The 17,429-nt window shown below is 65.4% G+C and carries 16 protein-coding genes; 11 read left to right on the top strand and 5 right to left on the bottom strand.

All coding sequences use genetic code 11. The annotated features are described in order from the left end of the window. Window positions 1-40 precede the first annotated feature (40 nt). Together ACK4FK_RS15860 and ACK4FK_RS15855 are read right to left on the bottom strand one after the other, a co-directional pair. The gene (locus ACK4FK_RS15860; protein WP_409746146.1) at window positions 41-925 is read right to left on the bottom strand and encodes an alpha/beta hydrolase; all 885 of its coding nucleotides are present in this window, start codon (window positions 923-925) and stop codon (window positions 41-43) included. Window positions 926-1,072: 147 nt separating this feature from the next. Then, window positions 1,073-1,396, bottom strand: a complete 324-nt coding sequence (locus ACK4FK_RS15855; RefSeq protein WP_374300289.1) for a heavy metal-binding domain-containing protein — start codon at window positions 1,394-1,396, stop codon at window positions 1,073-1,075. An 80-nt stretch (window positions 1,397-1,476) separates the two neighbouring features. Between ACK4FK_RS15855 and ACK4FK_RS15850 the strand changes: the two genes are divergently transcribed. From ACK4FK_RS15850 to ACK4FK_RS15815, 8 genes are all read left to right on the top strand, one after another. Next, window positions 1,477-2,154: a LolA family protein gene (locus tag ACK4FK_RS15850; protein WP_409746145.1), complete on the top strand. Its 678-nt coding sequence runs from the start codon at window positions 1,477-1,479 to the stop codon at window positions 2,152-2,154. Window positions 2,155-2,357: 203 nt separating this feature from the next. Beyond that, window positions 2,358-3,527 carry an ADP-forming succinate--CoA ligase subunit beta gene (sucC, locus tag ACK4FK_RS15845; protein WP_409746144.1) on the top strand — a complete coding sequence of 390 codons (1,170 nt, stop codon included), beginning with the start codon at window positions 2,358-2,360 and terminating at the stop codon, window positions 3,525-3,527. A gap of 1 nt (window position 3,528) precedes the next feature. Then, window positions 3,529-4,407: a succinate--CoA ligase subunit alpha gene (gene sucD, locus ACK4FK_RS15840; protein ID WP_409746143.1), complete on the top strand. Its 879-nt coding sequence runs from the start codon at window positions 3,529-3,531 to the stop codon at window positions 4,405-4,407. Window positions 4,408-4,457: 50 nt separating this feature from the next. Beyond that, entirely contained in the window at window positions 4,458-7,337 is a 2,880-nt protein-coding gene (locus ACK4FK_RS15835) for a 2-oxoglutarate dehydrogenase E1 component (RefSeq protein ID WP_409746142.1), read from the top strand. Window positions 7,338-7,385: 48 nt separating this feature from the next. Continuing rightward, complete coding sequence (odhB, locus tag ACK4FK_RS15830; protein WP_409746141.1) at window positions 7,386-8,609, top strand: 2-oxoglutarate dehydrogenase complex dihydrolipoyllysine-residue succinyltransferase; 1,224 nt, start codon at window positions 7,386-7,388, stop codon at window positions 8,607-8,609. An 11-nt stretch (window positions 8,610-8,620) separates the two neighbouring features. Continuing rightward, the gene (locus ACK4FK_RS15825; RefSeq protein ID WP_409746140.1) at window positions 8,621-8,935 is read left to right on the top strand and encodes a putative quinol monooxygenase; all 315 of its coding nucleotides are present in this window, start codon (window positions 8,621-8,623) and stop codon (window positions 8,933-8,935) included. An 18-nt stretch (window positions 8,936-8,953) separates the two neighbouring features. After that, window positions 8,954-10,357: a dihydrolipoyl dehydrogenase gene (gene lpdA / locus ACK4FK_RS15820; protein WP_409746139.1), complete on the top strand. Its 1,404-nt coding sequence runs from the start codon at window positions 8,954-8,956 to the stop codon at window positions 10,355-10,357. Window positions 10,358-10,439: 82 nt separating this feature from the next. Continuing rightward, window positions 10,440-11,318 carry a DMT family transporter gene (locus tag ACK4FK_RS15815; RefSeq protein ID WP_409746138.1) on the top strand — a complete coding sequence of 293 codons (879 nt, stop codon included), beginning with the start codon at window positions 10,440-10,442 and terminating at the stop codon, window positions 11,316-11,318. Between the two features lie 7 nt (window positions 11,319-11,325). Here ACK4FK_RS15815 and ACK4FK_RS15810 read toward each other — a convergent pair whose 3' ends face one another. Further along, window positions 11,326-12,690 (bottom strand): alpha/beta fold hydrolase, encoded by a 1,365-nt coding sequence (locus tag ACK4FK_RS15810; protein ID WP_409746137.1) that lies wholly within the window; start codon window positions 12,688-12,690, stop codon window positions 11,326-11,328. Window positions 12,691-12,808: 118 nt separating this feature from the next. On the opposite strand from ACK4FK_RS15810, the gene ACK4FK_RS15805 reads away from it, so the two are divergent. The 3 genes from ACK4FK_RS15805 to ACK4FK_RS15795 all read left to right on the top strand — a co-directional run bounded on the left by ACK4FK_RS15805 (window position 12,809) and on the right by ACK4FK_RS15795 (window position 15,700). Then, window positions 12,809-14,017, top strand: coding sequence for an MFS transporter (locus ACK4FK_RS15805; RefSeq protein WP_409746136.1), 1,209 nt, complete (start codon window positions 12,809-12,811; stop codon window positions 14,015-14,017). Window positions 14,018-14,126: 109 nt separating this feature from the next. Next, complete coding sequence (locus ACK4FK_RS15800) at window positions 14,127-14,393, top strand: hypothetical protein (protein ID WP_409746135.1); 267 nt, start codon at window positions 14,127-14,129, stop codon at window positions 14,391-14,393. Window positions 14,394-14,422: 29 nt separating this feature from the next. Then, window positions 14,423-15,700 (top strand): amidohydrolase, encoded by a 1,278-nt coding sequence (locus tag ACK4FK_RS15795; RefSeq protein WP_409746134.1) that lies wholly within the window; start codon window positions 14,423-14,425, stop codon window positions 15,698-15,700. On the opposite strand, the gene ACK4FK_RS15790 is transcribed toward ACK4FK_RS15795, so the two are convergent. Next, window positions 15,701-16,462: a putative DNA-binding domain-containing protein gene (locus tag ACK4FK_RS15790; RefSeq protein ID WP_409746133.1), complete on the bottom strand. Its 762-nt coding sequence runs from the start codon at window positions 16,460-16,462 to the stop codon at window positions 15,701-15,703. Continuing rightward, the gene (locus tag ACK4FK_RS15785) at window positions 16,446-17,399 is read right to left on the bottom strand and encodes a DUF692 domain-containing protein (RefSeq protein ID WP_409746132.1); all 954 of its coding nucleotides are present in this window, start codon (window positions 17,397-17,399) and stop codon (window positions 16,446-16,448) included. Before ACK4FK_RS15785 ends, ACK4FK_RS15790 begins: the two co-directional genes overlap by 17 nt. Between the last annotated feature and the right edge of the window lie 30 nt (window positions 17,400-17,429).

The following is a 17,429-nucleotide window of genomic DNA, read 5'->3' as shown; positions in this document are numbered from 1 at the left end:
CGGCAGTGATGCCGGGCTTTTTCATGCCTGTTGTCTTCGTTCACGCCGCATCGGGCCGCAGGCCATAGGCATCGGCCGGGGCCTCGGACTTCACGAAATGCAACAGCATGGCCTGCACATCCGGATCGCTGACCAGTTTGCGATGGCCCAGGCCGTCCAGGATTCGCAGTTCCGCGCGGGGCCAGCCGGCGGCATTCTCCTGGCTGTGCTTCAGCGGCACGGTGCGGTCGTCGCGGCTATGCAGGATCAGACCGGCGGCATCCAGATCGCGCAGCTTTGGCGGCAGGTAAAGCGAGTCCATGCTGCGGCCGACGATGGCCTCGATGGCGGCATAGGCCTGTTCGACCTGCGCCGGGTTCAGCTTCAGCATCTGCATCATCGCTCCGGCGAACAGGCGCGGGTGGTTGGGTGCGGCCAGAATGGCGAAACGTTCGGCCATCAGGCCCATTTCGGTGGCGGCAATCAGCGTGGCGGTGCCACCCAGCGAATGGGCGATCACCGCCTGGAATTTGCCGCCCCGGGGCACAGCGCCGATGGCGACCGCCTCGCGGGCGACGGCGGCGACGCCGGCCGCCAGCACCGGGATCGGGGTGGCGCGGCCATGGCGCGAGCGCGCCGGCGAGCGGCCGTGACCCGGCAGGTCGAGCGTCAGCACGCGGTAGCCGTCGGCCACCAGCCGGTCGACCAGCGTGGCCCAGCTCAGATGGTCGTCCTCCCAGCCATGCACCAGCAGTATGGCGGGATCCCCGGGGCGGCCATGGCTCCAGGCCGCCACCGGGCCGACCGGGCCATCGACGGCAAAGGGCGTGCCATGGCTGGCCGGCACGGACCGGGGCCCGGCCGGGCGGCGCAGGGAAGCTAGGAACAGGGTGGCAGCGCGGCGGGCGGCCCAGCCCGGGGCGATGGCGAATCCGGCCCGGATCAAGGCACGTTCGGTTAGAAAACCAACAATAGTTCGAATGTTCGTGCTATTTTTGGATCTGGATGGTTGCTTCTGAGCCATGTCGTTTCCTTTCCGGGAGGCCCAGCTAAAATATCGAACGATCGTTCTTTTTCAAGTGGATTTTTGCGCCTAGCCCAGCTTCACCGCCGTGCCGCTGGCCGCCACCATCAGCATCTGGCGGTCGTTGCCGCCGATCTGCTGGTAATCCAGGTCCATGCCCACCACGGCATCGGCCCCCAGCGCCTTGGCCTCCTCGACCAGGCTTTCCAGGGCCAGCGCCTTGGCCTTGCGCAGTTCCTTTTCGTATGAACCCGAGCGGCCGCCCAGGATGTCGGTGATGCCGGCGAAGAAATCGCGGAACACGTTGGTGCCCATCACGGCCTCGCCCGCGACAATGCCGAGATAGGCGGTGATCTTTTTGCCGTCCACGCTGTCGGTGCTGGTCAGGATCATGGTTCGCTCCCTGATTGGTCACGGCAAGATTATGCGGCTTGCCTTGATTTCGCCATCGCCCGCGGCTACGCCTGACAGCCATGGATACCACACCCACCAGCCGCCGCCGCTTCCTGCTCGCCATGGCCGTCGCCGCCGCTGCCGCGAAAGTGCCGCTGGCCACGGCCTATGCCGCGGCCCCGGCCACGAATGCGCGCCTGACGCAGCAGGATCGCGCCGATCTGGAGCGGGTTGCCGGCTATTTCAACCAGGTGCGCACCATGCAGGGCCGCTTCCTGCAGGTCGGGCCGGAAGGCGATGCGGCCGAGGGCAAGATCTATCTCAGCCGGCCGGGCCGCTTCCGCTTCGAGTTCGATCCGCCGGTGCCCATGCTGATCGTGTCCGACGGCGCCTACATCATCATGGAAGATCGCGAGCTGAAATCGGTGGAGCGCATCCCGCTCGGGGCCACGCCGCTCGACCTGCTGCTGCGCGAGCAGGTGAAATTCGACGATGGCGTCGGCATTGCAAAGGTCGAGCGCGGCGCCGCCATCCTGCGCGTCACGCTGTTTGCACCCGACCGGCCGAAGGAGGGCTCGCTGACCCTGGTCTTTGGCGACAAGCCGCTGGAATTCGCCGGCTGGACGGTCGCGGATGCCCAGGGCAAGGTCACGTCCATCACGCTCAGCCAGATCGATTTCAATCCCCAGCTCAGCACCCGCCTGTTCACCTACGGCGACCGCCCGGCATCGGAGCGCGTGCTGCAGCAGCGGCGCTAAAGCGGGCTGATGTCCGGGAAATCACATTTTTAACCGGTAATTATCGACTCGTAACGCGCAAGTCCGTGAACTTTCGTCGTAAAATCAGGATTAGGCGCGGGGCGAAGGTTGCAGCCCTTCGGAAGGCTGCTATAACCTCGGCCCCGAACGGCAATCACCAATACCGTGGCATCCGCTACCGGTCCGAAAACCCGTAGGTCAGCATGAATATCCATGAATACCAGGCGAAAAGCCTGCTCGCGAAATACGGTGTCGCCGTGCCGCGCGGCGGTGTGGCGTTCTCGCCCGACGAGGCCGTTACCGTGGCCAAGCAGCTCGGCGGTCCGGTCTGGGTGGTGAAGGCCCAGATCCATGCCGGCGGCCGCGGCAAGGGCGGCGGCGTCAAGGTCGTGAAATCCATCGATGAGGTGGCCGAGAAGTCCAAGGCCATGCTCGGCATGACCCTGGTGACTCACCAGACCGGCCCGGAAGGCAAGCTGGTCAAGCGCCTCTATGTCGAGGAAGGCTGCGACATCAAGCGTGAGCTTTACCTGAGCTTCCTGGTCGACCGCGCCACCTCGCGCATCACCGTGATGGCCTCGACCGAGGGCGGCATGGAGATCGAGGAGGTTGCCGCCAAGCATCCCGAGAAGATTCTCAAGGTCGCCATCGACCCGGCCACCGGCCTGCAGCCCTACCATGCCCGCAAGATCGCCTTCGGCCTCGGCCTGGAAGGCAAGCAGGTGCAGTCGGCGGTGAAGTTCATGACCGCGATGTACGAGGCCTTCGTCGGCCTCGATGCCTCCATCGTCGAGATCAATCCGCTGGTCGTGACCGGCGCGGGCGACCTGATCGCGCTCGATGCCAAGATGAATTTCGACGACAATGCGCTGTACCGGCACAAGGATGTCGAGGACATGCGCGATCCGGACGAGGAGGATGCCTCCGAACTGGAAGCCGCGAAGTGGTCGCTCAACTACGTCAAGCTGGACGGCGAGATCGGCTGCATGGTCAACGGCGCCGGCCTGGCCATGGCGACCATGGACATCATCAAGCTGTACGGCTCCGAGCCGGCCAACTTCCTCGATGTCGGCGGCGGCGCCACCAAGGAGCGTGTCACGGCTGCGTTCAAGATCATTCTTGGCGACAAGAACGTGAAGGGTATCCTGGTCAATATCTTCGGCGGCATCATGCGCTGCGACATCATCGCCGAGGGCGTGGTGGCGGCGGCCCGCGAGGTGAAACTGGCCGTGCCGCTGGTGGTTCGCTTGGAAGGCACCAACGTCGATCTGGGCAAGAAGATCATGGCCGAGAGCGGCCTGCCGATCATCTCTGCCGACAATCTTGCCGATGCCGCCGAGAAGGTGGTCAAGGCCGTGAAGGGAGCCAAGTGAAATGGCTGTTCTGGTCAACAAGGATACCAAGGTCATCTGCCAGGGCATTACCGGCAGCCAGGGCACTTTCCATACCGAACAGGCGATCGCCTACGGCACCAAGATGGTCGGTGGCGTTACCCCCGGCAAGGGCGGCACGCAGCATATCGGCCTGCCGGTCTTCAACACTGTCGCCGAGGCCGTTTCCAAGACCGGCGCCAATGCCAGCGTGATCTATGTGCCGCCGCCGTTCGCGGCCGACTCGATCCTGGAAGCCATTGATGCCGAAATCCCTCTGGTGGTCTGCATCACCGAAGGCATTCCGGTGCTCGACATGGTGAAGGTCAAGCGCGCCCTGGGCGGTTCCAAGACCCGCCTGATCGGTCCGAACTGCCCCGGCATCATCACGCCGGGCGAATGCAAGATCGGCATCATGCCGGGCCATATCCACCGCCGCGGCAAGGTCGGCATCGTGTCGCGCTCCGGCACGCTGACCTATGAGGCGGTGGCGCAGACCACGGCGGCCGGCCTGGGCCAGACCACCTGCATCGGCATCGGCGGCGATCCGGTCAACGGCACCAACTTCATCGACGCGCTCGACCTGTTCCTCGGGGACAAGGAAACCGAGTGCATCATCATGATCGGCGAGATCGGCGGCAGCGCAGAGGAAGAAGCCGCCGAGTTCCTCAAGAAGTCGAAGGTGAAGAAGCCGACCGTTGGCTTCATCGCCGGGCGCACTGCCCCTCCGGGCCGCCGCATGGGCCATGCCGGCGCGATCATCTCGGGCGGCAAGGGCGACGCGAACACCAAGCTGGAGGCCATGCGATCGGCCGGCATCCGCGTATCGGATAGCCCTGCCGCGCTCGGCACCACCCTGGTTGATCTGTTGAACGGGAAGTAACAGGACTCACAAGAGGGCGGCGCCGGCCAACAAGCGGCGCCACGACATCGATGACGGCGCAGCTTGAACGCACGCAGTTCCTCTATGGTGGCAACAGCACCTTCGTGGAGGAGCTGTATGCCAAGTACGTTGCCAATCCTGACAGCGTTGATCCGTCCTGGAAGCAGTTCTTCGAGGCCCTCGGCGAGGATTTCAGCCAGCCGAAACAGGCCCTGAGCCGTCCGAGCTGGGCGCCGGCCTCGGCGCTGATCCAGCTTGAGGACGAGGGCCTGCTCGGTGCCCAGGGCAAGGCGGCCAAGGCAGCCGACCGCGCCGCCAAGGCCGGTGCTTCGGCGGCCGATGCCCGCGCCGCAGCGCTGGACACGATCCGCGCGGCCATGCTGATCCGCAACTACCGCATCCGCGGCCATCTGATGGCCAACCTGGATCCGCTCGGCATCCAGGCATCCGGCGCTCATCCTGAGCTGGAACCGCAATCCTACGGCTTCTCGGAAGCCGACATGGACCGGCCGATCTTCATCGACAACATGCTGGGTCTGGAGACGGCGACCCTGCGCGAGATCCTGCAGATCCTGCGCCGCACCTACTGCTCGACCATCGGCGTCGAGTTCATGCACATCTACCATCCGGAGCAGAAGGCCTGGATCCAGGAGCGCATCGAAGGCCGCGACAAGGACGTCCACTTCACCAACGAGGGCAAGAAGGCGATCCTCAACAAGCTGGTGGAAGGCGAGATTTTCGAGCGCTTCTGCCACATGAAGTTCACCGGCACCAAGCGTTTCGGCCTGGAAGGCGGCGAGGCGCTGATCCCGGCGATGGAAGCCATCATCAAGCGCGGCGGCCAGCTTGGCCTGAAGGATATCGAACTGGGCATGCCGCATCGCGGCCGCCTCAACATCCTGGCCAATGTGATGGCCAAGCCCTATCGCGCCATCTTTTCCGAATTCAAGGGCATGGCCTATCACCCGGACGACTTCCAGGGTTCGGGCGACGTGAAGTATCACCTTGGCGTTTCTTCGGACCGCGAGTTCGACGGCAACAAGGTGCATCTGTCGCTGGCGGCGAATCCGTCGCATCTGGAAATCATCAATCCGGTCTGCCTGGGCAAGTCGCGCGCCAAGCAGACCCAGATGGGCGACACCGAGCGCGGCCAGGTGATGACCGTGCTGCTGCACGGCGACGCGGCCTTTGCCGGCCAGGGCGTGGTGGCGGAATGCTTCGCGCTTTCGGAACTGCGCGGCTATCGCACCGGCGGCACCATCCACATCATCGTCAACAATCAGATCGGCTTCACGACGAACCCGTCCTATTCGCGCTCGTCGCCGTATCCGTCCGACCTGGCCAAGGTGGTGCAGGCGCCGATCTTCCACGTCAACGGCGACGATCCGGAAGCCGTGACGCATGTGGCCAAGATCGCCACCGAATTCCGCCAGCAGTTCAAGAAGGACGTGGTGATCGACCTGTTCTGTTATCGCCGTCACGGCCATAACGAGACCGACGATCCTTCCTTCACCCAGCCGATCATGTACCGCGCGATCGCGACGCATCCGACCACGCGCCAGATCTACGCCAAGCGCCTGATCGAGGAAGGGGTGATCAGCGAGGCTGATGCCGAGGGCATGGTCACCACCTTCCAGAACCGCCTGGAAGAGGAACTGGAAGCCTCGAAGTCGTTCAAGCCGAACAAGGCCGACTGGCTAGAAGGCAAGTGGACCGGCCTGGAAATCGCTTCGGGCGACGACCGCCGCGGCACAACCGCCGTCGAGATCGAGACGCTGAAGAAGATCGGCCGCGCCATCACGACCGTGCCGGACGGCTTCAACATCCACAAGACGCTGGCGCGCAATACCCAGAACCGCCGCGCCGCCATAGAGGCGGGCGAGGGCCTGGACTGGGCAACGGCCGAAGCGCTGGCCTTCGGCTCGCTGCAGCTCGAAGGGTTCGGCGTGCGCCTGTCGGGCCAGGATTGCGGCCGCGGCACCTTCAGCCAGCGGCACAGCGTCTGGCACGACCAGCAGACCGAAGAGCGCTACGTGCCGCTCAATCACATCGATGACAAGGCCGCCCATTACGAGGTGATCGACAGCCTGCTGTCGGAAGCCGCCGTGCTGGGCTACGAATACGGCTACAGTCTGGCCGAGCCGAACGCGCTGGTCATGTGGGAAGGCCAGTTCGGCGACTTTGCCAACGGCGCCCAGGTGGTGTTCGACCAGTTCATCTCCTCGGGCGAGGTGAAGTGGATGCGCATGTCCGGCCTCGCCGTGCTGCTGCCCCATGGCTATGAAGGCCAGGGCCCCGAGCACAGCTCGGCCCGCCTGGAGCGGTATCTGCAGCTCTGCGCCGAAGACAACATGCAGGTGGCGAACTGCACCACGCCGGCGAACTACTTCCACATCCTGCGCCGGCAGATGCACCGCAAGTTCCGCAAACCGCTGATCCTGATGACGCCGAAATCGCTGCTGCGTCACAAGCTGGCGGTTTCCAAGCTCACCGACATGGGCCCGGGTTCGTCCTTCCACCGCGTACTGTGGGATGATGCCCCGCATGACGATGCCAAGATCAAGCGCATCATCCTGTGCACGGGCAAGGTCTACTACGACCTTTTCGAGGAACGCCAGAAGCGCGAGATGAAGGACACGGTTATCCTGCGCGTGGAACAGCTCTATCCGTTCCCGCACAAGGCCCTGCTGACCGAGATGAAGCGTTACAAGAACGCCAAGACGGTGGTGTGGTGCCAGGAAGAACCGAAGAACATGGGCGCCTGGAGCTTCGCCGAGCCCCATATCGAGGGCGTGCTGGCCGAACTCGACATCAAGATGAAGCGGCCGCTTTATGCCGGCCGCGTCGAGGCGGCCTCGCCGGCCACCGGCCTGATGAGCAAGCATAACCAGCAGCAGGCCAAACTGGTCGATGACGCGCTGACGGCGTGACCCGGGACGGGGGCATCCGAGGGGCGTTCTTAAAGAGGGAAGTAAAACATGGCAGTCGAAATTCGCGTCCCGCAGCTGGCGGAATCGATCTCTGAGGCCACCGTTGGCCGCTGGGCCGTCAAGGCCGGCGACGCAGTGGCCCGTGACCAGCTGCTGGTCGAACTGGAGACCGACAAGGTGACCGTGGAGGTCAATGCGCCGGAAGCCGGCACGCTGGGCGAAGTTCTGGCCGCCGAAGGCGCGACGGTGCAGGTTGGCGATCTGCTCGCCACTCTGGCTGCCGGCGCGGGTGCTGCCGCGAAGCCGGCCGCCAAGCCCGCCGAAGCCGCCAAACCCGCCGCGGCGCCTGCTGCGCCGAAGGCCCCGGCGGCGCCTGCCGCCGCCCCGGCCGCCGGCCAGGCCCTGCCGGCCGCCGCCAAGCTCGCCGCTGAAAAGAATGTCGACGTATCGGGCGTTGCCGGTTCGGGCAAGGGCGGCCGCGTCACCAAGGGCGACGTGATGGACCTGCTCGCCGGCGGCGCTGCCGCTCCGTCTGCCCGCCCCGCGGTGCCGGCCGGCCCGCGCGCCAATGCCGACCGCGAGGAACGCCAGCGCATGTCCAAGCTGCGGCAGGTGATCGCCCGCCGCCTGAAGGAGGCGCAGAATACCGCCGCCATGCTCACCACCTTCAACGAGGTGGACATGTCGGCCCTGATGGCCGCCCGCAAGACCTACGTTGATGGCTTCGAGAAGAAGCACGGCGTGCGACTGGGCTTCATGTCGTTCTTCGTCAAGGCCTGCGTGCAGGCCCTGAAGGAATTCCCGGCGGTGAACGCCGAGATCGAGGGTGATGACATCGTCTTCAAGAACTACTTCAACATCGGCTGTGCCGTGTCGACCCCGACCGGCCTGGTCGTGCCGGTGATCCGCGATGCCGACCAGATGTCGTTCGCCGGCATCGAAAAGACCATCGCCGATTTCGGCAAGCGCGCCCGCGACGGCAAGCTCGGGATCGACGAGCTGCAGGGCGGCACCTTCAGCATCTCCAACGGCGGCGTGTTCGGTTCGCTGATGTCGACCCCGATCATCAACCCGCCGCAATCGGCCATTCTGGGCATGCACAAGATCCAGGAACGTCCGATGGCCATCAACGGCCAGGTCGTGATCCGGCCGATGATGTATCTGGCGCTGTCCTACGACCACCGCATCATCGACGGCCGCGAGGCGGTCAGCTTCCTGGTGCGCGTCAAGGAATCGATCGAGGACCCGCAGCGCCTGCTGTTTGAGGTCTGAGGTAGGGGATCATGATCGTCCGGGTCTGGAGCACGGGGTTTACCCTCGCCCGCCTGGACGATCTGGTCGCTTTCGCCCGCAGCCGGCTGGAGCCGTTTTTCCGCAACCAGGATGGCTGTCTAGGCTGTTTTTTCACCTATGATTCCGACGAGTGGCGCACCATCAGTCTGTGGCGCGACCAGGCCGCCGTCGATGCGGTGAAGGACTCCGCCGATTATCGCGCCATGCTGGCCGATCTGGTCGGCAGCGGTATTCTGCAGGGCAGCCAGACGACACGCGTGTTCAAAGCCGCTGGCGGCGGTGTTTTCGGTCCGCTGGCTTTCTAGGGTTTGGGAGATTCACGAATGAGCGAACAGGCTTTCGACATCATCATCATCGGCGCCGGCCCCGGCGGTTACACCATGGCGATCCGCTGCGCCCAACTCGGCATGAGTGTCGCCTGCGTCGAGAAGGATCCCGGCCTGGGCGGTACCTGCACCAATGTCGGCTGCATTCCGTCCAAGGCGCTGCTGCATTCCTCCGAACTCTATCACGAGGCCACCCACGGCTTCGCCCAGCACGGCATCAAGGTCGGCAAGATCGAGGTCGATCTGCCGGCGATGATGGCGCAGAAGCAGAGCGTGGTCAGTTCCTCGAACAAGGGCATCGAATTCCTGTTCAAGAAGAACAAGGTCACCTGGCTGAAGGGCGAGGGCAGCCTGCTGGGCGGCGGCAAGGTCGCCGTGAAGGGCGAAAGCGCCGGCACATACACTGCCAAGCATATCGTGATCGCCACCGGCTCCGAGGTCATGCCGCTCAAGGGCATTGAGATCGACGAGAAGCAGGTCGTGTCCTCCACCGGCGCGCTCAAGCTCGGCGCCGTGCCGAAGACCATGGTGGTGATCGGCGGCGGCGTGATCGGCCTGGAGCTGGGTTCGGTGTGGAACCGCCTCGGCGCCGAGGTCACCGTGGTGGAATTCCTCGACCGCATCCTGCCGACCAACGATGGCGAAGTGTCGAAGCAGATGCAGCGCGTGCTGGCCAAGCAGGGCATGAAGTTCAAGCTCGGCACCAAGGTCACCGCCGCCAAGGCCGGCAAGGGCGGCGTGACGCTGACCATGGAACCGGCAGCTGGCGGCGCCACCGAAGAGGTGAAGGCCGATATCGTGCTGGTCTCGATCGGCCGTCGCCCCTACACTAAGGGCCTGGGCCTGGAAGCCGCCGGCGTGCAGCTCGACGAACGCGGCCGCGTGAAGGTGGACGATCATTTCCAGACCACGGCCAAGGGCGTTTATGCCATCGGCGATGCCATCCAGGGCGCGATGCTGGCGCACAAGGCCGAGGAAGAGGGCGTGGTGCTGGCCGAGTTGCTGGCCGGCCAGAAGCCGCATATCAACTACGACGCCATTCCGGGCGTGGTCTACACCTGGCCGGAAGTGGCCAGCGTGGGCAAGACCGAGGAAGAACTGAAGGCAGCCGGCATCGCCTACAAGGCGGGCAAGTTCCCCTTCACGGCCAATGCGCGCGCGCGCGCCATGACCATGACCGATGGTTTCGTGAAGATCCTGGAAGACGAAAAGACCAAGAAGGTGCTGGGTGCCCACATCATCGGCCCCGATGCCGGCCATCTGATCCAGGAACTGGTGATGGCGCTGGAATTCGGCGCCTCGGCCGAGGATGTCTACCGCACCGTGCACGCCCATCCGGCGCTGACCGAGGCGGTGAAGGAAGCTGCCCTGGCCGTGGACGGCCGCACGATCAACATCTGATCGGCAACATCTGATTGACGGTAACAAGGATCGACAAAGGGCGGCTGCAAAGCCGCCCTTTCCGTTTTAGACTCCGACTCGCATGCCACTCCTCGATGCAAAGATCCGCGCCGCCCTCTGGGTTCTGGGTGCGGCGCTGGCCTTTTCGCTGCTTTATGCTTCGGGCAAGCTGACCGGCGGCCTGGTGCCGGCGATCCAGATCGTATTCATCCGCTATGTCAGCGGGTTCGTCACGGTCGGCGGCATCGCGGCCGCCCGTCGCATCCCGCCACGCAGCATCCTCAATACCGGCCGCCGCCATTTGCATTTCATTCGCGCGCTTTGCGGCGTGGGCGGCGGTGCCTGCTCGATCTATGGCGCCACCCATATGCCGCTGGCCGATGCCTCGGCGCTGGCTTTGCTGCAGGGTGTATTCGTCATGGCGCTGGCCGTGCTGCTGCTGCGCGAGCGGGTCAGCCTGATGCAGATGCTGGCCGCAGCGCTGTGTCTGGCCGGTGCATTCGTGATCGTACGTGGCAATGCGCCAGAGGCGGCGGCGGGGTTTTCGTTTTCCATCGGCATCGCGCCAGTGGCGATGATTGCCGGCGCCTTTCTCACCGCCTGCGAGGTGATCCTGATCAAGGTGCTGTCGCGCCATGAAAGCGCGCTCTCCATGCTGCTGCATGTGAATGGTTTCGCGGCCCTGCTGCTGGTCCTGCCGATGCTGGCGCTGTGGCAGCCGGCGCCGGCCTGGGAACTGGCCGCACTCTGCCTGCTCGGACCGATGGCCATCGCCGGCCAGATGTGCAACGTGCAGGCCTATCGCCTGGCCGATGCCGCCTGGCTGGCGCCCTTCGGCTACAGTTCGCTGGTTTTCGCCGCGCTGATCGGCTGGATCGGCTTCGGCGACCTGCCCACGCTCGCCACCCTGCTGGGCGCGGGCTTGATCGTGGCCGGCGGCCTGCTGCTGATCCGGCGTTGAACCGAGGTCAGTAATGCAATTCCGCGATCACCACGCGGTTGTCGGCCACCGGCCAGGACTGCACGGCGATCACCTCGTCGTTGAAGCGGCAGACAACGCTGCGCTGGGCCGTGCCGGCCGGCAGCAGCAGGGTGGAGGTGGAATTCACCGGAATGCCCGGCGGGATGCCAGGGCCGGGCTGGCCATCGAAGGTGACGATGTCGCCGCGGGCGGCGCCGAAATAGCCGCGCGGCCGGCTGATTGTCACGCTGGAGGCCGCCGCCTTGTCCTTGTCGGTCAGCACGCCCGGGCGCAGATGTAGGATCTGCGACGAGCGCGCAAAGGGCGAGCGATAGATATGCGTGGTCGGATGGTCGGGTGTGATCACCACGAATTCGTAGGTGGCCCGACTGGAAGCGCGGAACGGGCCCCAGTAGCCATCCTCGCCCGTGGTCTGTTTATGCACCATCACGCGCCGCGCGCCGGTCTTGGGGTCGGTTTCGTATACCTCCACCACGGCGCCCGCCACCGGCATGTTGGTGCCCGCGCCGCGCACGATGTCGTTTACCTTGCCGTTCAGCAGCGGGCTGCTTTCAGCGCTGATGCCGGTGGTGGCCGGTGCGCTGCCCATCACGAATTCCCAGATCGCGGCGAAAGCCTTCGGATGGAAGGCCACCTCGCGATGGTCAAGCCCCGCCAGCACCACGTCCTTGGCGCCTTTCAGGGCCGGGCCCTCGGCCGTCACGCCGGTCGGCTGCCCAGGCATGCCCAGGGCCGCGCCGTCGGGCTGGGCGAACTTGTCGGCGTTGTCGCTGCGCGTGGTCATCCAGGCCAGGCCGGGCACCACTTCCGTGGGGCCATCGTTGAGCTGGCGCAGGAAAGGCGAGGCGCCGTTGAACTCGCTGCCCACCAGCGCCTTGTCGGAGACCAGCACGCCGTGATTGGGCGTGCCGCACAGGATCGCATGGCTCACATGGGCCGCGCCGCCGCCATTCTTGATGTAGTTGCGGATGGCGTTGCCACCGCGTGAGGAGCCGACCAGCACCACCTTCGGCGCGCCGGTGCGCCGTTTGGCTTCGGCAACGAAGGCGGCGAGCTGTTCGCGCTGGTCCGTCGAGGACGAGCGATAGGCCTGGTAGGTGGCATCCACGCTGCGCGCCAGCGGATAGGGGAAGTCGATGGCGAACAGGCGGTCGGTATCAAAGCCGTTGCTTTCCCAGCGCCAGAAGGTGGTGTGCCAGAGCGCGGCTGTATCACCGTTGCCATGAACGAACACGATGGGCGCTGCCTGGTCGTAGCGCGTGGCACAGCCGGGCAGGGCGGTCGAGAGTCCCAGGGCGGCAGAGCCGGCGAGGAAATGGCGGCGGGTGAGGATGGGCTGGCGGATCGACATGGCGTTTCCCTGATCATGTGCCGAGACTTGGGCCGGCAAGCGGTTGCCTCTGGCGGTTTAGGCGAGATCGGTGAATACTGTGTGACAACGATATCATGTTCCTCCCCGCCCGCCAGTCATGTCCTCGCGTCAACTGATCCTGCTGCTCTCGGCGCTGGAAGTGCTGGCGATCCTGCCCATCGCCAGCTTCCCGGCCCTGCTCACCGACTTCATCGGCGTCTGGGGCCTCACCAACACCGAGGCCGGCTGGATCGCCGGCGTGTATTACCTGGGCTATATGCTGCTGGTGACGCCGGCGGTGATGCTGACTGATCGTATCGATGCCCGGCTGATTTTCATCGTCGGCAGCGCGGTGACCGGCATCAGCACGCTCGCCTTCGCCGCCTTTGCCGACGGTTTCTGGTCCGGCCTGCTGCTGCGCGCCATCGGCGGCGCCGGGCAGGCGGCCGTCTACATGCCCGGCCTGCGTGCGCTGACCGACCGGCTGAAGGGCGGCGAGCAGAGTCGCGCCGTCACCTTCTATACCGCCAGCTATTCCATCGCCATCTCGCTCAGCTTCACCGTCACCGGCCTGCTGGCGGAATGGCATGGCTGGCGCTGGAGCTTTGCCGGCATCGGTATGGGCAGCCTGATCGCCGCCATTCTGGCCTGGGCGCTGCTCAAGCCGCAGACGCCTCCTGGCGCCAAGGCCAGCACGGGTTTCGCGCTGCGGCCGGTGCTGCGCAACCGCGATGCCATGGGCTACATCATCGGCTATGCCGCCCATGGCTTTGAACTCACAGCCATGCGCGCCTGGGTCACGGCATTCTTCGTTTTTGTGCTGGCGCGCGATGCCGCCTTTGCAGCCAGCCTGCCCAGCCCCACCGTGCTGGCCGCCATCGTCACCCTGATCGGCCTGCCGGCCAGCCTGCTGGGCAACGAACTGGCGCTGAAGATCGGCCGCCGCCGCGCCCTGATCCTGATCATGGGCATCTCGGGCATCATGGGCGTGCTGATGGGCTTCACGGCGGTGCTGCCGGCCTGGGTCGCGCTGCTCTACTGCGCGGTCTATTTCGTTTTCATCTGCGGCGATTCCGGCGCGCTCACCTCAGGGATGATGGCGGCCGCCGAGCCCGAGCATCGCGGTTCCACCATGGCGCTGCATTCCGCGCTGGGTTTCGGCATCTCGGTGCTGGGTCCGCTTTGCGTCGGCTTTGCCCTCGACCAGGCCGAGCGTGTGCTGGGTGGTCAGGGCGTGGCAAGCTGGGGCATCGGCCTGGCTGTGATGGGAATTGGTGCGCTGATTGGTCCGCTCGCTTTGTACTGGGCCGGCCGCCGCGCAGTCTGAGTTCGCGGATAGTGTAACGCCAATACCTGCATTGACCGTATCGGGACGATCCGGTCTAATCCGCTGATCGTCGTTCAACCGCGAGCGTGGCATGTGCCAGCGTTGCCAGATGCAGTCTGCAGCCGACCTGATGGAACTGTCGGGTCAGATCGGCACGCCGGACTGGCGGCAGCAGATCAAGCAGCAGCGCATTCTCGATCTGCTCGCGCTGATCGAGCATCCAGAAGCCCTGCCGCGCGGCGATGCGCTGCGGATCGGCCAGGAAATTCTCGTGCTGCTCGACGAGATCGGTGACGGCGACGAAGCCGAGGCATTGCTGTCGGGCCTGCCGCGCCTGCGCGCCGGAGCCACGCCGGCTTTCCGGGAATTCAACTGAACCCACCTGCTCAACACCGGACCTGATTCATGAACGCTCCCGCCCGCACCAGCCTCGCGCCCCAGAAAGCCGCCGTCTTCGCCAGAATCGACGCGCTGATGCCGGAACTGGAGAAAATCTACATCGACCTGCACAAGCATCCCGAGCTGTCGATGCAGGAAATCCGCACCGCCGGCATCGCTGCGGCCTGGCTGGACAAGCACGGCTTCGAGGTGCATCCGGGCGTGGGCAAGACCGGCGTGGTCGGCCTGCTGAAGAACGGCGATGGCCCGGTGATCCTGCTGCGCGCCGACATGGATGGCCTGCCGGTGAAGGAAAAGACCGGCCTGCCTTTCGCCAGTGAGCAGACCGGCACCGACCGTTTCGGCCAGTCGGTGTCGATCATGCATGCCTGCGGGCATGACTTTCACGTCACCTGGCTGATGGCGGTATGTAAGCTGTTGTCGGAAGCGCGCGACACCTGGAAGGGCACGGTGATGGCGGTGTTTCAGCCGGCGGAGGAAACCGCCCAGGGCGCCCGCGCCATGCTGGAGGACGGCATGGTGAAGCGCTTCCCCAAGCCGACGGTTTCGCTGGGCCAGCATGTGGTTCCTCTGCCGGCTGGCCGCATCGGCTACAAGGCAGGCGTGGCGATGTCGGCCGCCGATAGCTGGGAGGTGAAGCTGTTCGGCCGCGGCGCGCATGGCTCCAAGCCGCAGAACAGCATCGATCCCGTGGTGATGGCCTCGGCCACGGTGATGCGCCTGCAGACCGTGGTGTCGCGCGAGGTGGCGATGGCCGACAGCGCGGTGGTCACCGTTGGCACCATCCAGTCCGGCTTCAACGAGAACGTCATTCCTGACGAGGCGCTGCTGCGCCTCAATATCCGCACCTTCAAGGAGAATGTGCGTCAGCGCGTGCTGGCTTCGGTCAGGCGCATCATCGAGGCAGAGGCCGAGGCCTCCGGCGCGCCCAAGCCGCCGGAATTCTCGGTGATCAGCCAGTTCCCGCTCACCTTCAACGACGAGGCCGCCACGGCGCGCACGGTCGATGGCATGAAGGGCTGGTTCGGCGCCGACCGCGTGATGGCGGTGGAGCCCGCTTCGGGCAGCGAGGATTTCGGCCTGTTCGGCACGGCCTGGAACGTGCCGTCGGTCTTCTGGGTGATCGGCGGCACAGATCCGGATGTTTTCGCGAAAGCCATGAACGGCGACGATCCCGGCGCCATGCCGGTCAACCACTCGCCCTTCTATGCCCCGGTGCTGCATCCCACGCTGCGGACCGGCGTGGAGGCGATGCTGGCGGCGGCCTATACCTGGCTGGATTAGCTAGAGACTCTCGGGGCGCGCAAACACGCCACCATCCAGCATCCAGCTGAAACTGGCGGGGAAGTTGAAGTCGCTGCCGCTTGCGGCCGCCAGCGCGGCGAGGCCGAGCGATTCACCCGCTGCGATCTCGGCCAGGAAGCGGTCCTCGCCGTGATCCAGTTTATGCCAGCGCACGGCGATGCCCTGGCGCCAGACCAGCAGCCGTTCGCCGCTGCCGATAAGCTGGATACGGTCCACAAAGGGCGATTCCGGCTGGTGCACCTGCCAGATCTCGCTGACCGGAAACGGCGTGGACAGCCGCTGCGCCGAGGGATGCAGGGGCAGCACCAGTTGCGCCGAGGCTTCGGTATCGGGCAGGTCTTCCGGCCGCAGCAGCGGCGCGTCTTCCGCATGCTCGGCGATATTGAGCGCCCATTCGAAAGCAGCGATGTCGGGCAGATAGGGGTGGCCTGCCAGATCGGGCAGGGCGGCGAGGAAAGTGGGAAAGCCCGCACCGTAGAGATGCAGGATCGGCGAGCGCGGCGGGTCGTAGATCAGGTAGTCGCGCGCCGTCTGGGCGAAAAACGCCTCTCCCACCAGGGCGCGTGTAACCGGAAAGGTGGCTGCAATGGCATCCAGCAATCCGGCGCGGAAGCGATCGGCATAAATCTGCAGGCGGCCTTCGGCGGGGATCGCATCCCCGATCACCTTCTCGGCAATGCCGTAGAGTGAACCGGTCAGCGCCTCGGCGAATTCCCGCTGCAGGTCAAGCTGCGCGCTCATCGTCCGTCTCGATGGGATCGGCGTCGGGTGTGCTGCTCGGGCTCAAGGCCGCGGCCCGCTGCCGCTCGGCGTGACGGGCCTCGGCGACCAGATGATCCAGCGGCGGCAGGTTGCAGTCCCATTCCAGCAGGGTGGCGGCATGAGGAAAGCGCTGCACGGCGCTGGCGTAAAGGCGCCAGACCGGCTCGGCCACCAGCGCGCCGTGATCGTCGATCAGCAGCGGCCGGTCGTCGGCCTGCATTTCGCTGTGGCCGGCCAGACGGATCTGGTGCACGGCCGTGGCCGGCAGGCTGTCAAGATAGGCCTCTGCGACAGCCGGCGCCGCTTCCCGCCCGACATGATTGACGCTGGAGACATAGAGGTTGTTCACGTCGCACAATATGCCGCAGCCGCTCTGCTGGCTCAGGCGGGTGAGAAAATCGGCCTCGGCGATCTGGTTGTCGCGGAACCGCAGATAGGTGGCCGGATTGGCCATCAGGATCGGCCGTTGCAGCCGGCTCTGCACGATATCGACATTGCGCCGGCAGGTTTCCAGGCTTTCCAGCGTGTAGGGCAGGGGCAGGCGGTCGTTGTAGTAGCGGCCGTCCACCCCGGTCCAGGCCAGATGCTCGGAAACCTGTGCCGGTTCCAGCCAGGCCACCAGGCGCGCCAGTCGCTCCAGGTGGTCCTGGTCGGGCAGTTCGCTGCCGCCGAGCCCAAGCCCGGTGCCCTGGACCGTCACGGGCCACAAGGCCCGCGCCTGTTCTAGGTAATGGCGGGCGGCGCCGCCGCCCATGTAGGTTTCGGCATGGATATCCAGCCAGCCGACCGGTGGGCGGGTTTCCAGCAGATCGCGATGATGCGGCGGCCGCAGGCCAATGCCCGCTCGTTCCGGCGCCAGGATGGCCGGCCCCTGAAAGGCCGGATTCCGTTCGGCAATCGGCTTCAGATCGGTCATGGCGCGATGCTGATCACGAGAGGGTTCCGC

Origin of the sequence: Ferrovibrio sp., from assembly GCF_046297895.1 — a bacterium.
Lineage (GTDB): Bacteria > Pseudomonadota > Alphaproteobacteria > Ferrovibrionales > Ferrovibrionaceae > Ferrovibrio.
This window is presented reverse-complemented; position numbering and strand designations above follow the sequence as displayed.